Raw genomic sequence first — 15,285 nt, 5'->3', positions numbered from 1 at the left:
GTTCAAAAGTTTTTTTGAATGATTAAAATCATGCGCCCGCACGGCTTCCCTGCCTTCCGGCGGAATTCCGCCTTCCGTAACTTTTCCGCGGCCCCCTGCGGGAGGCGGAACGGTTTTCCTGCATGGAGTTTTTCCTTTCCCTGTGCGTGCCGGGAACCGTCTGCAATTCAGACGGTATGGTGGCGCTGGAGGAATGGACGGGAAGGAGGCGCCCCAGCAGCTTGTGCACGTCCCTGGCTTTTTTGATTTCATCCGGGGAACAGAGGGCGATGGCTTGCCCGGCGGCTCCGGCGCGTGCCGTGCGGCCGATGCGGTGCACATAGACTTCCGGTTCTTCCGGCAGATCGTAGTTGATGACGAGCTGCACGTCTTTCACGTCAATGCCGCGGGCGGCGATGTCCGTGGCGACGAGAATGGGCGTTTCCCCGGAACGGAATTCCCGGAGCATGCGTTCACGCGTGCCCTGGCTCTTGTCGCCGTGGATGGCGGAGGCCGGGTGGTCCTTTCCGGTCAGGAAGGAGGCCAGGCGGTTCGCGCCGTGCTTGGTCCGGGTGAAGATGAGCGTGCGGCCCGGCTGTTCCTGCTGTTCCAGCAGATCCAGGGTAAGGGGCCTTTTTTCCGCCTGGGAGCCAACCATGCAGAGGGACTGTTCCACCCTGTCCGCCGTGGCGGCCGGGGGGGTGACCATCACCGTTTCCGGTTCCTGAAGCAGGGACTGGGCCAGTTGCAGAATGTTGTCCGGCATGGTGGCGGAGAACATCTGGGTATGGCGTTTCTTCGGGATTTTGGCGACGATCTTTTTCAGGGCCGGAGCGAAGCCCATGTCCAGCATGTGGTCCGCTTCGTCCAGAATCAGGGTTTCCACACCGCCCAGGTTGACGGTCTGGCGTTCCAGATGGTCAATCAGCCTGCCGGGCGTGGCTACCAGAATATCCAGGCCGCCGGCCAGCTTCTTGAACTGGGGGGCGTACCCCACGCCGCCGAAGATGACGGCGGTGGACAGGTTCAGCCCTTTGGCATAGGCGCAGATGTTGTCATGAATCTGCGCGGCCAGTTCCCGGGTGGGGCTCAGGATGAGCGCCCTTACCTGGCGGGCAAGCGGCTTTCTGGGATGTTCTGAAAATTGTTGAATGAGGGGCAGGGCGAACGCGGCCGTTTTGCCGGTTCCGGTCTGCGCCAGTCCCATCAGGTCCTTGTTCTGCAGCAGCAGGGGGATGCAGGCTGCCTGGATGGGGGTGGGGGTCTTGTACTCCAGTTTCTCCAGCTGGCGGAGAATGGGAGCCGACAAGCCAAGCTCCCTGAATGTGGTTGATACCATGTTTATTGATGTGTCTGTGAATGCGCCTCGGCTGCAATGAACTGACGGAATCACGACAATAGCGGAACAAAAAGAAGCCCGCAGGAGCGATACTGAAAGGATCAATACGGAGACGCCCGTATTCCGCCAACCGCAAATGACTATCAAAAATCAACAACCAAGCACCATTTGGCGGGAACAGCACGATATAAGCACGGCGCAGAATATCCGTCAAGAGAAATAAAAACGTCTATTGCGTCAGGATTCCGTTTTCCGGTGTTTTCCTGAGAAGTCTGGCGGGACGCCTCCTGAGGAGAGTCAGATTCGCGTTGCGGAACCTCGGCAGTGTGCGGCCCCTGTGCCCATTTTCCTTTGAAAGTGTGTTGCATAGTTATGGAAACTATAGCAGAGGAGAACTGGCGAAATAGCCTGGGCAATGGAGCCTATGCAAGATGTTTGCTCTCCTGGTTTCGACCCTCTCTGCACCTTCTCGGAAGGCTGGGAAACTGACGGAGCCTCCAAGCAAATTCTCACAAGAGCCTGGCAAAAGGAATGGACTGCCCTCCGGTAAGAACCGTGCGTAAAACGGAATTACTATTCGTTGATGAAAACAAAATACCATCAAAATACTTTGTTGACTGTGAAATACCTTTTTGATGTAAATAAACAGTTTTGATGATAATATAAAGTCAACGAAATCATTTGTTGACTTTGAATCCTACTTTCATTATCAACAAAGTTGTGATGAAGACACCTTATCTTCCGGAATATCTGCCTGTTCTAAAAAGAATTGATGCAAACGCATTTGCCGATATCCTGGGAAAAGCCAACGGAGCTGTAGCTCGTTATGATGGAATAGTAAGGACGTTGGTCAATCCTGACATTCTCCTGTCACCCTTCATGACTCAAGAAGCAGTTCTGTCTTCCAAAATCGAAGGCACGCAGGCAACCATTGACGAAGTGTACGAACAAGACGCTGGCATATCATTCAGCGAAAGCAAAAGGGAGGACATTGACGAAATTAAAAATTATCGGTCAGCCTTGAAATTTGCATCCCGCAGTCTCGGAGAAAGGCCGTTGAGCCTTGGCTTGGTCAAGGAAATCCATAGAATTCTGCTGGAAGGCGTGCGCGGCAACACAAAGTCCCCCGGCCTTTTCCGAGAGGTACAAAACTGGATAGGTTCCCACGGCTGCCCGATCGAACAGGCCTCCTACATTCCTCCCGATCCGGTGCACGTGGAAGCCTTGATGGAAAACTGGTTGGACTACATGGTGAATGATTGGAGCATTGAGGAGAAAGCTCAGCTGGACCCTCTTGTTCGGGCAGCCGTGATGCACGTTCAGTTTGAGATGATTCATCCATTTCTGGACGGCAACGGCCGAATCGGACGGCTCATGATTCCTCTTTTTCTTTATGCCAAGAACATTTTGCACCGTCCCATGTTTTACATGTCCGCCTATCTGGAAGCTCACCGGGACGAATATTACAGATGCTTGAATGCCGTCCATGAAGAAAATAAATGGAACGAATGGCTTTCCTTTTTCCTGCGGGCGATGGTGGAGCAGGCCACGGCAAACATCAACCGCGCCGTAGAGATCAACAAACTTCATAACGAACTAGAAGATGCTTTCAGGAACATCACCCATTCCGAATACTCTCATCTGCTTCTGGATTGCATTTTCGAGACCCCCATCTTTACGAGGCCTCAAATTATTAAAAAAATGAAGGAGAAGGAAAACACCTGCCAAGACATGACTGTTCGCAATCTCCTGAATCAGATCATCGAAGCCGGGTTGGTGCGGAAGGTGAGAGAAGGAAGCGGCAGAAAGCCTGCCGTATTTGAGCTGGGAAAACTTCTGCAAATCGCCTCTGGCTAGCTCGTGAGATAAAACAAGCAAGTTACGGCACTAACCCTTATCATGAAATAATCTGCCTGAATGGAGTTCAGAAAATAATGAAAAGGCTGCCTTTCATGGGCTGCCTTTTTTATCGCTGTTTTCCATTTTTCTGTCGGCATATGGGATGGTGATGAAAGGGCGCCGGGGTACCCGGGGGAGAAGATTCCCCTGTTCGGTTTCAAGCTGTGGATGTACATTCCTCTTTCCGGCATGCGGAGGGAAGAACAGCCGGGAACCTGGCGGGGAACCCTTAGTGCTGGAAGAATTTGCGCGCGCCCACGCAGTAAACGGCCCCGGAATACACGGTCAGGATGATGGAGCCCCACAGAGTGAACTGGTACAGGAAATTGGAAGCTCCGGATCCGTGCCACAGGCAGAGCGCCGCAAGCTGGTCCAGGAAGGAGGGCAGGTATTCCGGCGTGTGCGTCCAGGTCAGGGCCAGCAGGGAGGCGATGCAGAAAGCCAGCTGGAAGGCGGTTTTCCATTTGCCGGACGTGCCCGCGGGAATGATGACGCCGTGGTCCTGGGCAATCTGGCGCAGGCCCGTGACCAGGAATTCCCGGCTGATGATGAGAATGGTGACCCAGACGGGGCATAGCCCCACGCCCGTCAGGTAAATGAAGGCGGCGGAAACGGCAATCTTGTCCGCCAGGGGGTCAATGAGCTTGCCGAAGGTGGTGACCTGGTTCAGGCGGCGGGCCAGGTAGCCGTCCAGCCAGTCCGTGCAGGCCGCCAGGATGAAGGTGACCAGTGCGGCCAGGTATCCCCAGGAATACTGGTCCGCGATGCTGACTGCTGCCGTGAAGACGACTACCAGGGCAATCCGTGTCAGGGTAATAGCGTTAGGCAGGTTCAGCATACGCGGTTTATTAGGGAGCAGATGACGGTCCGTAGCAAGCTTTTTTGCAGGATTCAGGAATTAAATTCCCGGAATGCGGCACACGGAAAAAATCAGACGGACCATGGAAGGGAGAAGGGGTGGACGGAGGGGGCACATTGGGCGTTTTTGCCTTGAGCTCCGGCGGGATGGAACAGGCGGAAGCCTGCGGCATGATGCAGGGAACGGGTTTCTGTAGCGTCGATGGGAAACAGAGTAGGGTAGGGATGGCGGCCTATTCCCCGACCAGCTTGTTGAAGTCTTCCTCGGAGATGACGGGAACGCCCAGCTTGAGGGCCTTGTCCCGTTTGGAGCCGCCGCCGCTGCCTGCCAGGAGGTAGGAGGTGGATTTGGAAATGGCTCCGGTGGCTTTCCCCCCGTGGGCGGCAATGAGCTGTTCAAAGTAGTCCCGCGGTTGGCTGAGCGTTCCGGTGATGACGAAGGTCTTGCCGGACAGGGCCCCCGCCGGGATTTCCAGAAGGTTGGCCCGGTAGGACTGGGACTGGGGATTGATGCCCAGGCCGCGCAGAACGTCCATCGTATGGTTCCCCGCTGCGGAGGTGAAAAAGCTCTGGAGGGATTTGGCCGCCGCCACGCCGATTTCGGAGCCATAGCTGAACTTGGCCGTGTTCTTGCGCAGGTAGCCCGTTTCCAGATAGGGGGCGGTCAGGCGGTCGATTTCATCCGTCAGTTCCTGATGGCGCTCCTGCACCGCCTCTGCGGAAAGCGCGCCTTCCTTCACCGCCTTTCTGTTTTCACGGGTGTTGGGGTTGGTTTTGGCGGCTTGTTCCATCAGCTCGTCCAGGCGCACGATGTCCCGGAGGTAGGAGGAGTCCGCCACATGCTCCAGGTCCGGGTGCGTGTCCGCCAGCGCCTTGGCGACTACTTCCCCTACCAGGGGAATGCCGAAGGCGATGAGCCAGCGTTCCAGCGGAAGCTCGCGCGCGTTTTGCAGGGCGTCCAGCGCTTTCTGGGCGTTCTTTTCCCCATAGCGGCGCGGTTCCTCCGGCGTGCCCAGGTTCAGGTTGGCGAGCTGTTCCAGCTTCAGGGAGAAGAGGTCCAGCGCGGAGGCAGCCAGGCCGGAGCTTCTCAAAGCTTCCGCCACGGAAGAGCCGATGCTTTCCACGTCCAGCGCGGAGCGGGAGCAGAAGTGGGTGATGCCCGACACGGCCTGCGCAGGACAGGTGAAGTTGGTGCAGCGCCAGGCCACTTTTCCCTCCTCCTTCATGATGGGGTTGCCGCACGCGGGGCACAGGCCCCCCGTGGCTTCCAGAATGCTGTAGGGCCTGGCATCCGCCGGACGTTTGGAAAGGTTCACTTTCAGAACGGCGGGGATGATTTCCCCCGCCTTTTCCACCAGCACGGTATCTCCGATGCGGACGTCCTTCCGGTCGATTTCATCCTGGTTGTGAAGGGTGGCTCGCGCCACCGTGGAGCCGGACAGCAGCACGGGCTTGAGTTCCGCCACGGGCGTCAGCACCCCGGTGCGGCCCACCTGCACGATGATGTTCAGCAGGGCGGTTTCCTTCTGTTCCGGGGGGAATTTGTACGCCGCCGCCCAGCGGGGGGCGCGCGCCGTGGCTCCCAGGGCCTCCCGGGTGGCCATGGAGCTGATTTTAATGACGGCGCCGTCCGTGCCGTAGGGGAGCGTGTGGCGGAGCCTGTCAATGTCCCGCACGGCCTGACGGGTGGATTCCAGGCTGTCCGTATAATACACCGGATCATTGCAGGGAATGCCGCAGTGGCGGAGCATGTCCCAGAAATCCTTTACATTCGTGAGTTCCGGCCCTTCATACGCGCCAAGCCCGTGGGCCAGGAAGGCCAGGGGACGGGCGGCCACCTGCCGGGGGTCCAGCTGCTTGAGGGTTCCGGCGGTGGCGTTGCGCGGGTTGGCGAAGGCGGGGAGACCTTCCGCGTCCCGTTCCTCATTTAGTTTGGCAAAGGCTTCATTGGGCATGAAGACCTCTCCGCGCACCTCCAGCACGGGAGGGGCCCCAGCGGGAAGGGTGAGGGGGACGCTGCGGATGGTGCGGACGTTGGCCGTCACGTCATCCCCCACGTCTCCGTCCCCGCGCGTGGCCGCATAAGCGAGCCGCCCGTCGCGGTACATGATGGAGAGGGCTACCCCGTCAATCTTGGGTTCCACGGAGACGGGCACCGTTTCCGTTTTCAGCGCCTTGACCAGCTTGTTGTAGAATTCCACCAGTTCCTCGTCCGGAACAGGGGCGTCGCGCTGCTCGAAAATGTCGTCAATGGACAGCATGGGCACTGCGTGCCTGATCTGGTTGAAGCCCTGGAGCGGCGCCCCCCCCACACGGCGCGTGGGTGAATCCGGCTCCGCCAGTTCGGGATGGGCCTTTTCCAGTTTTTCAAGCTTCAGGAACAGGGCGTCATATTCCGCATCGGAGATCTCCGGTTCCGCCTGTTCGTAATACAGCCGGTTGTGGCGGCGCAGTTCGGAACGCAGGTAGTCCACGCGGTTGCGCACGTCTTCCTTCGTCTTGCCGGGCTGGACGGGGGCGGCGCTTTCCTGCGGTTCTCCGGCTTGGGATCCCGCTTCATCCTTTGCCTGCTGTGACGGCTGCTTGCCGGCCGCCAGGGAAAAAAGGTCTTCCTCCATAAGGAAAATGAGTGGAAAAGAGGGCTATTTGCTCAGTTTGATGACGGAACAGGGCGTTTTGGAGTGTTCGTGCGCCTTGAACAGAACCGTTCCGTTGACGACGGGCAGGGCGGTGTTGTCTCCCAGCAGCACCGCTTTGGAGTAGCCTGCGGGGAGGGAGACGGAGGTTCCTTCCTCGTCCTCGTATCCGGTGGAATCCAGCGGCTGCATGCGGGCGTATTCCGCGCCTTCCGTCAGTTCCTTCATGGTCCCTTCGCTGGGAGGCTGGGCCGGTCCCTTGTCCGGCGGCGGAACCAGGAAGACGAAGATGTCCCCCTGCCGGTTGATGGAGGCGGGCTGGTCCAGTTCCGTGAAGGCCCGCGTGCCGTACACGGCCTCCCCGTTGATCTTGAGCCACTGGCCCACGCCGCGCATGGTGGCGGCCACTTTTTCCGGAACGGTTCCGTCCGCCATCGGGTTCACGTTCAGCAGGAGGTTGCCTCCCTTGGTGACGCATTCCACCAGTTTTTCAATGACGGTTTCCGGAGACTTGATGTTGGTGTCATACCGGTTGTAGCCCCATTTGTCGCTCACCGTCATGCAGGATTCCCAGTCCACGCCGGGATAGCCGCGCCGGGGGATGAAGCGTTCCGGGGTGATGTAGTCCCCGCAGCGCAGGTCCAGCGTGCCGGCCTGGTCCCGGTTCAGGCCGGAATAGGCGTACAGGCGGTTGTTCATGATGACGCCGGGATTGATGGAGCGCACCATGTCCATCAGTTCCGGCGCTTTCCAGCCCCTGGCCCCTTCCATGGCTCCCTGGGAATAATCCCACCACATGATGTCAATGGGAGCGTAACGGGTCATCAGCTCCCGGACCTGGGCGTGCAGGTACTTCTGGTAGGCGGCGTGGTCCCGCGGGATGTTTTTCCTTTTAAGCATTTCCGCCTGTCCCGCGGGATAGCAGAGGTCCGGGCAGATGGTGTTGTCATAGGACGGGTGGTGCCAGTCGATGACGGAGTGGTAAAGGCCTACCTTCAAGCCGCGCTTGCGGCAGGAGTCCACGTATTCGCGGATAATGTCCCGGTTCACGGCGCTTTTGGAGTCGTAATCCGTCTGGGCGCTGTCAAACAGGCCGAAGCCTTCATGATGCTTGCTGGTGAGCACCACGTATTGGCACCCTGCGTCCCGGGCAAGCCGGGCCCATTCTTCCGTCAGCCCTTCCTTGGGCTTGAACAGGGGCAGGGCTTCCGCAGCGTAGGAATCCGTGTCCACTTCCACGTTTTTCTGAATCCATTCGGAACCGCCGGGCTTGCCTTTCCATTCCCCGGCCAGCCCGGAATACAGGCCGTAGTGGATGAACATGCCGAATTTGGCGTCCCTCCACCATTCCATGCGACGGTTGCGCTCTTCCGCCGTTTCCTTCACAGCGGCGTGGTTGGCGTCCGCGGGGAGGGGAAGTCCGGGGGCGGCTGCCGAGAATTCCGAGGGAACCGTGGCGGGGGCGTTTTGTTCCGTCCTGCCGCTGCGCAGCCGGGCCGCGAACTGTTCATCCAGGGCCAGCGTGGGCTGCCCGTTCTCCGTAACGATTTTAGTGGCGGACTGCTGGGCCAGAGAGGGAAGTGCCAGGGTGAGGGCCAGGGCGGCAATCGTAGCGATTTTCATGGTTTTTCAGGGTGGTATGAAGCGGGGGGAGAAAGATTAAGCCGGTCAAATGACGTCCGTATCCGCGTAACTGCCCAGGATTTTCAGCATGGAGCAGTGCTGTTCCAGCTCCGGGAGGGTTTCCCGTAGGGGGGATTCCTGAATGTGGCCTACGGCGTCTATGTAAAAGACGTACTCCCAGTTGATGACCTTGGAGGGGCGGGATTCAATGCGGATCAGGTTGTTGTTGTGCCGCTGGAAGCAGTTGATGACTTCCGCCAGGGTGCCGGGCTTGTGCTGGATGCGGATGAGCAGGGATGTGCGGTCCCTGCCGCTGGGCTGCGTTTCCTGGCGGCCGATGACGGCAAAACGGGTGGTGTTGCAGGCCTGGTCCTGCGCGTCTTCTTCCAGAATGTTCAGGCCGAACAGTTCCGCGGCCAGCGGGCAGCCCAGGGACGCCGCGCCCATGGAGGCGTTCTCCTTGGCAAGGATGCTGGCCTTCGTGGTGGAGGAGGTTTCCACGAGCTCCGCGTTCGGGAAGTGCCGCAGAATCCAGTTCCGCGTCTGGCCGAGAACCTGCGGATGGGAATACAGGATGCGGATGTGTTCCCGCGGGATGTCCGCCATCAGGCTGTTGCGGATGTTCAGATTGATCTGGGCGCAGATTTTGAGGGGAGAGGTGACGAAGAGGTCCATCACGGCGGTCACGGAGCCTTCCGAGGAGTTTTCCACGGGCACCACGCCGTACTGGGCCTTCCCGCGGTCCACCATGTCAAACACGTCCTTGAAGCTCTGGCACGGGATAAGTTCGCAGCTTTTACCGAACTGCTTGAGGGCCGCCTGGTGGCTCCATGTGCCCTTGGGGCCCAGGTAGGCAATGGTAAGCCCCCCTTCCAGGAAGAAGGAGCAGGAGATGATTTCACGGTAAATGGCCTGGAGGGAGGCCTCCGGCAGCACGCCCGCGTTCAGGCGGTTCAGCTTGCTGAGCAGGGCCGTTTCGCGTTCGGGAACGAAGATGGGGGAATTCCCCTCCTTTTTAATGCGGCCGACTTCATGCACCCATTCGGCGCGGTTCTTAAGCAGCTCCACAATCCGGGCGTCCACCTCGTCAATGGCCAGACGCGCCTTCGTCAGGGCGATGGTCTGTTCATCCGTGTTTCCGCTTTTCTGCTGCCGGGGGGGATTGGCCGGGGAGGCGGAATCCCCGTGTTGAGTGTTCTCCATGTCTCTGTGAAAGCTGTGTGTTTAAAGCCGCGTCAGGGTAGCGGTTCCGCGGGGGCAAATCAAGATTAAAGGGGGGGCTTCTCCATGGCGGATTTTTCTTGCATGCACGGAAGATGCAGGGTAGGTTTGCCTCTCTTTAATATGATGAAAAAAACATTGTTGCCGACTGCCGTGGCATGTTTCCTGGGCGCCGTTTCCCAGATAGCCTGCGCCAGCGGACAGGCCGTGAACGTTTATGTCTCCCAGGTCTCCCTGTCCTTCCCTGATCCTGCCGGCGTGGATGACATGTTTAACAGAAATAAGGATGCCGTGGAGGTGGTGCTGGGTTTCGTTGCTCCCAAGGGCTGTAAATTCGTTAAGGGCGGTGAGGACTCACAGCTTGAAGTTACGGATGGCCGCGGCGCCAGGACAAAAGCCAAATTCGACAATTTTTTTACCCGTATTGCGGATTCCGGAGCCTTTGCCAAACATTCCCTGAGGCTGAAACAGAAACCTGTGTTTCCCCTGAAGCTGGACGGAGTGGTCAACATGAAGGTTTCCAAAGGAAGCAGGACTTTTCCGGGCCAGGAGTTTGACGCGCGGAAGGGCGCCAAATTCAAGGTGGAGGGCATGGAAATCACCGTGAAGGATGCAAAGGACCACGGCAAGGCTTCCGGTGAGGTGGAACTGGAATTCAGTGATACGCTCCATGTGGAGGAAATAACGCTGACTGACGCGGAGGGCGGCAAACTGGAGATACCCGGCGTGTCCAAAAGTTCGTTCAGCTTCGGTTCCGTTCCTTCCCGCACTTATACGTACCAGGTAAAGAACATGCCCGCTAAAATGAAAGCTACGGTGGTGGCCAGCAAGGGCGTCAAGGCCATGGATGTTCCCGTGAAGGTGACCGTGGATTTGAATGCTCCGCCCAAAAAGGGGGCATAAGGGAATATTTTTATGTTGGACTGTTTTTTACAAGGGCCGGGAGGCCCTTGTTCCCGGTTGGCTGTTTGTTGATGGGACGCGGGGGCGGTTGTTGAGCCTTTGCCGGGAGAATGGGGGCCGCCAAAAAATCGGCGGTTTAGCTCTTGTGCGTTTTCTGTCCAGCCGCCAAGTTAGGTTCCGGCCTTCTTCCTGAAGAACCGTGGTGCGGCGCGCCGCTGAATTCTTTCTTTTCCCGCTCCCGGCAGGTGAAAAACAAATGCAAATTCCTGTTCCTTCGTTCAGCTTTTTTCCCGGCCTTCTGAAGCCGGCATTACCTGCCTGTTTTCCTCCTCTTCAGAATACGCTCCGGCGAATAATCTTGCTTGACCGTTATTTTTTTATTGATAATGATGGGTCTATGAAAAAATCCATCAAACTGTGCTCTGTTGCTCTCATGCTCGCCGGATGCGGTGTGGCCGGAATGTTTTCCGCCAGCGCGGATACTCCGGCTCCCAAGGCCGGGGAGGCTGCCGTTTCCGCCGTGGGGAAGGCTCTGGAAAAAGCCGATTTTTTAACCAAGGACAGGCCGAACCCAAAAGCCAAATATTATCTTTTCCTGTATTCCGCCAGTTGGTGCGGCCCCTGCTGCCGGGAAATGCCCCACGTGGTGCGGACCTACCGGAAGATCCGCCAGACCGATGATGTGGAACTGGTGCTGTTTTCCTGTGACAAGACGGAGGAGGCCGCCAAGGCATGGGCCAAGGAGGAACGGATGAAATTCCCCATCGTCAAGCCGAAGAAAGGGAACGGTATTCCCGGTTACAAGCCGGGAGGCTCCATTCCACGGCTGGGAATTGTGGATGGCACGGGCAAGATCATCATCACAGGGCATCCCGCCACGCTTCTGAAAGACTGGCGCAAGTTCTGCAAGCCGGAGGAAGGCAAAAAATAGGGGCTTCCTTTGCCTTTTGGCGCTCCCTCCGCCGTTTCCGAAATACGGAAAACAGGGCCGCTTCAGCTCTGCTCCCCGTTTTTCCTCACCGGGCGCGGCTCCGGAACGGCTCCGTAAAGCCCGTTGGGAAAGAGCTGGAGCCACGGCGTATATTCCGGCGGGATGGGCGCTTCAAACTCCATGCGCTTTCCCGTGCGCGGGTGGTCGAAGCCCAGCCGCCACGCGTGGAGCATGAGCCTGCCGGGTTTCGCCTTCTGCCGGGCGGGTTTGGCGTAAATGGGGTCCCCGATGAGCGGATGGCCCAGATGGAGCATGTGCACGCGTATCTGGTGGGTTCTGCCCGTGTGGAGCGTGCACAGGACCAGGGAGGAATCCGTGGCCGGGTCTGCGCACAGCAGGTCGTAGTCCGTAATGGCGGCTTTCCCGGTGCCCGGATTGACCACCGCCATTTTCAGGCGGTTCACGGGATGGCGCCCAATGTGGGTGAAAACCGTGCCGGAGCTTTGGGAGGGAATGCCCTGGACAACGGCCAGGTACCGTTTTTCCGTGCTGCGGGCCGCGAACTGCGCCGTCAGGGACTGGTGTGCTCCGTCGTTCTTGGCAATGACCAGGCAGCCTGACGTATCCTTGTCCAGGCGGTGGACGATGCCGGGGCGTTCCACGCCGCCGATGCCGGAGAGGTCCCCGCAATGGTGGAGCAGGGCGTTCACGATGGTGCCGTCCGGGTTGCCGGCGGCAGGATGCACGACCATGCCGCTTTCCTTGTTGATGACCACCACGTCTTCATCCTCATACAGGATGTCCAGGGGAATGTCCTGCGGCCGTGCTTCCGCCGGTTCCGGCTCCGGAATGCGGACGGTGATGGAATCACCGCGGGAAACTGGGTTTTTAGGCTTGGCGGGAGTGCCGTTGACCAATACGTCCCCGCTTTTGATCAGGCTCTGGATTCTGGAACGGGAAAGCTCCGGAAGGTGGGCGGCAAGGTATTGGTCCAGGCGGATTTTCCCGTCGGCATCGTCCGTGGTCAGATTCATGATCCGTGGCGTTTGGTCAATGGCTGTAGGCGGAGGGCGGCAGGTCGATGAAGGCATAGTCCAGACCGTAAACGTCCTTGAGCAGATGCCCCAGGGCTTTTACGCCGAACGTCTCCGTGAAGTAGTGGCCGCCGAAGACCAGATTGACGCCCAGTTCATGGGCCATGGGGATGTTCCAGTGGGAACCCTCCCCGGTCACGTAGGTACGGCAGCCGAGGGCTGCGGCCTGGACAAGGTCGTCCCCGGCTCCTCCGGAGCAGACGAAGACGTCGCCAGCCGGGGCAGCCGGGGAGTCCGCCCAGAAAGTTTGAATGGACGCTCCGAGGACGGTTTCCAGCCGCTGCGCCAGCTCCCGGCACGTGCCGGGGAATTCCCCGTGCGTACCCAGGGAAACGCCGTGGTAGTCCAGTCCTTCATTGGAACATGGCCGGATTCCGCAGGCCTTCGCCAGCAGGGCGTTATTTCCGTACACGGGGTGGACGTCCAGAGGAAGGTGGGCGGCGTAAATCGCCAGGTTCCCGTCCATGGCGGCTTTCAGCTTCCGGTATGCAATGCCGGTAATGGGCTGCATGGTCTGCCAGAAAATGCCGTGATGAAGGAGGAGCAGGTCCGCCCCCGTCTCCAATGCCGCATGGATAGCCTTCTCCGAGCCGTCCACGGCGGCGGCTACCCTGGAAACGGCTCCTCCGTTTTCCAGTTGAAGGCCGTTCAGGGCGCGGGATGCGTCCGGAATGGAATCCACGGAAAGGATTCCGTCCAGAAAAGCGGTAACGGTTTGCAGATCAATACTCATGCGGGAGGAATGGTCAGTTGTCTTCCGAGAGGCTGGCGCCGAGCAGGCGCACGGCGTCCATGTTCAGGATAAAGTAGTTGGGGGATGTATTCACCCTGCCGTAATAAAACCTGCTGTATCCGGCCTCTCCTGCCGGAGCGATTTCCAGCGTGATGACTTTTTCCTCCGTCTCCGGTTCCGGGGCGAAGGTGATGTCGCTGGGGCCGGCCTGGGACTGCACGGGGGCCGCCTCCTTGTAAACCTGGAGGATGAGTTTCAGGCGGAAAACGGGGTTCTTCAGGGCCTCGTGCGCCGTGGCGTCCGTATAGGGCAGCCAGGTGCTCACCTCCATCTTTTCCAGCTCGTCCAGATAGCGGTTGGCGCGGTTCGGATTGATGTTCAGGGTTTCATCCTTCCCATCCTTGGCAGCGGTCCAGGAATCGTCCAGACGGTCGAATTTCAGGATCAGGGGACCGCCGGAGCCGATGCGTTCCAGATGCATTTCCTTGAGGTCGAACCTGCTGAAAGAGAAAAGCATCTTTTTCTTCCAGGCCAGGGCGTCCGTCAGCAGGTCCTTCATGTAGGCGCTGTCCAGCATGACGACGGTGGGCTTGCCGGCCTGGCGGGCGTACCAGGAACCGTCCGTTCCCTTGGAGAAAAACACCGTCACGGGGGGGCGCGGTTCTTCACCGGGCTTGGGCAGCAGGGACATGGTGAGCGTCATCCTGGGATTGTCCAGCCCGTACACGGAAAGGTCCGTAGCCTTGTCAGAGGCGAAGCCGGCCACCTTCCCCAGCTTGACGGTTTTCAGCAGGGAAACGAGATGCTCCGGATTGGCCTCCTGGTAGCGGGAGCCTTCCGCCGTGTACAGCCAGGTGGGCTTGATGCCCTTTTTCTCATCACCCTGAATAAAGCGGGCGATGGTGGGGTAATCCTGAAAACTCTTGCGGATGGAAAGCCCGGTGATCTTGTAATCCCCGATGTCCGTCAACTGCTTGGAGCGCAGAAGGCCCAGGTCCAGCGGAATGTTGCGCACGCCGGGCACCTCCTTGTTGGTCTCCGTCGTCTGCGCCAGTTCAAAGACGGCCTTGCGGTCAGAAACGGTGGCCTTCACCAGTTCGGACAGGCTTCCGTTGTCGGAAGGGGGGTAAATGCGGAGCGTAACGGGCTGTTCCTCCGTTTGCAGGGATTTGCCGTCCTCCGTGGGGCGGCCTGTGAAATTCCTGATGGAGACGGAGGTGATCTGGTCGTCCGTCATGTCCGGCACGCTGGTTTCCTCCGGATTATACACGCGCACGGCGGTCAGCTTCTGGAGCGTGCCCAGCAGCACGTCCATCATGGCCGGGTCCGTATCCAGGGAAAGGGGGTACGTGATTTTCCAGGGGCTGCCGGGAGTCTTGCGCTCCAGGGCGATGCGCTGGCCTCGGTTGTTGATTTCAATGGAGGCGGGCATGGCCGGATGCAGGAGCAGGGGGCGGTGGTCCCGGAGCTGGCGGATGCCGGACTTGAACAGGGGCAGGATATTGCCGGTGCCCACCAGGATGCGGGTGTCCCGCCCGTAGAAATCCGTCTGCATGTAGGTGGTATCGTCCGTGGTCTTGTTCTCCGGATCGTCCACCAGCCAGGGAGCGAGGGACCCCAGCGTGTAGCGGGCCACGGTGGAGGAGCGCTTGCCGTCGTCGCTCATCTCCTTCAGGGTGATGGTGACGGGCGTCGTCTTCACGCCGAACTCCTTCAGGGAGGCGGAATCAATCTTGTGCAGGGGCAGCGCGTCCACGATGCTGGTGGAATATGTGTACTGGAGGATGGCCGCCGCCGCGCGCGGGTCCATGCGGTCGTCCCACGGCTTCTCGCACCACCAGACGCCGTTGGGCTTGCGGCGGAACTCCGCAACGTCCCCCATGCAATTGATGCGCATCCAGGAAACCTCGTTCATCTCCTCCCGGGTATAGGGGAAAAGCCGTTCTCCGGAACTGAAGGCGGTGCGCCCGATGATGCGGGACAGGTTGCCGTCAATGGTCAGGAGCACCGCCGCGCCGATGGCGGCGAGGGTGACGAGGATAAGAAGGATGAAGCGGAATGTGCGCATG

The 15,285-nt window shown here is 59.1% G+C and carries 11 protein-coding genes; 3 read left to right on the top strand and 8 right to left on the bottom strand.

Annotated features, from left to right (window positions below):
- Positions 1-28: 28 nt before the first annotated feature.
- Positions 29-1,318, bottom strand: a complete 1,290-nt coding sequence (locus tag M8N44_RS06515; RefSeq protein WP_102721414.1) for a DEAD/DEAH box helicase — start codon at positions 1,316-1,318, stop codon at positions 29-31.
- 723 nt (positions 1,319-2,041) lie between these two features.
- Here M8N44_RS06515 and M8N44_RS06510 point away from each other — a divergent pair.
- Positions 2,042-3,175, top strand: coding sequence for a Fic family protein (locus tag M8N44_RS06510; RefSeq protein WP_102728038.1), 1,134 nt, complete (start codon positions 2,042-2,044; stop codon positions 3,173-3,175).
- Positions 3,176-3,446: 271 nt separating this feature from the next.
- Here M8N44_RS06510 and pgsA read toward each other — a convergent pair whose 3' ends face one another.
- The 4 genes from pgsA to pheA all read right to left on the bottom strand — a co-directional run bounded on the left by pgsA (position 3,447) and on the right by pheA (position 9,537).
- Positions 3,447-4,055, bottom strand: coding sequence for a CDP-diacylglycerol--glycerol-3-phosphate 3-phosphatidyltransferase (gene pgsA, locus M8N44_RS06505; RefSeq protein WP_102728039.1), 609 nt, complete (start codon positions 4,053-4,055; stop codon positions 3,447-3,449).
- Positions 4,056-4,308: 253 nt separating this feature from the next.
- Entirely contained in the window at positions 4,309-6,693 is a 2,385-nt protein-coding gene (gene ligA, locus M8N44_RS06500) for an NAD-dependent DNA ligase LigA (protein WP_102728040.1), read from the bottom strand.
- 24 nt (positions 6,694-6,717) lie between these two features.
- Positions 6,718-8,334: an alpha-L-fucosidase gene (locus M8N44_RS06495; RefSeq protein ID WP_102728041.1), complete on the bottom strand. Its 1,617-nt coding sequence runs from the start codon at positions 8,332-8,334 to the stop codon at positions 6,718-6,720.
- A gap of 45 nt (positions 8,335-8,379) precedes the next feature.
- A complete protein-coding gene (pheA, locus tag M8N44_RS06490; protein ID WP_102721419.1) occupies positions 8,380-9,537 on the bottom strand; it encodes a prephenate dehydratase in 1,158 nt (385 codons plus the stop codon).
- Between the two features lie 141 nt (positions 9,538-9,678).
- Here pheA and M8N44_RS06485 point away from each other — a divergent pair, with 141 nt between their 5' ends.
- Positions 9,679-10,458, top strand: a complete 780-nt coding sequence (locus M8N44_RS06485) for a hypothetical protein (protein ID WP_102728042.1) — start codon at positions 9,679-9,681, stop codon at positions 10,456-10,458.
- A 397-nt stretch (positions 10,459-10,855) separates the two neighbouring features.
- A complete protein-coding gene (locus M8N44_RS06480) occupies positions 10,856-11,389 on the top strand; it encodes a TlpA family protein disulfide reductase (RefSeq protein ID WP_180971782.1) in 534 nt (177 codons plus the stop codon).
- Positions 11,390-11,451: 62 nt separating this feature from the next.
- On the opposite strand, the gene M8N44_RS06475 is transcribed toward M8N44_RS06480, so the two are convergent.
- The 3 genes from M8N44_RS06475 to M8N44_RS06465 are packed head-to-tail and all read right to left on the bottom strand — an operon-like array spanning position 11,452 to position 15,284.
- Positions 11,452-12,423, bottom strand: a complete 972-nt coding sequence (locus M8N44_RS06475) for an RluA family pseudouridine synthase (protein WP_022397085.1) — start codon at positions 12,421-12,423, stop codon at positions 11,452-11,454.
- A 16-nt stretch (positions 12,424-12,439) separates the two neighbouring features.
- Positions 12,440-13,216, bottom strand: coding sequence for a Nif3-like dinuclear metal center hexameric protein (locus tag M8N44_RS06470; protein ID WP_102728043.1), 777 nt, complete (start codon positions 13,214-13,216; stop codon positions 12,440-12,442).
- A gap of 13 nt (positions 13,217-13,229) precedes the next feature.
- Positions 13,230-15,284, bottom strand: coding sequence for a DUF4340 domain-containing protein (locus tag M8N44_RS06465; protein ID WP_102721423.1), 2,055 nt, complete (start codon positions 15,282-15,284; stop codon positions 13,230-13,232).
- Position 15,285 lies beyond the last annotated feature (1 nt).

It is taken from the genome of Akkermansia massiliensis (assembly GCF_023516715.1).
Lineage (GTDB): Bacteria > Verrucomicrobiota > Verrucomicrobiia > Verrucomicrobiales > Akkermansiaceae > Akkermansia > Akkermansia massiliensis.
This window is presented reverse-complemented; position numbering and strand designations above follow the sequence as displayed.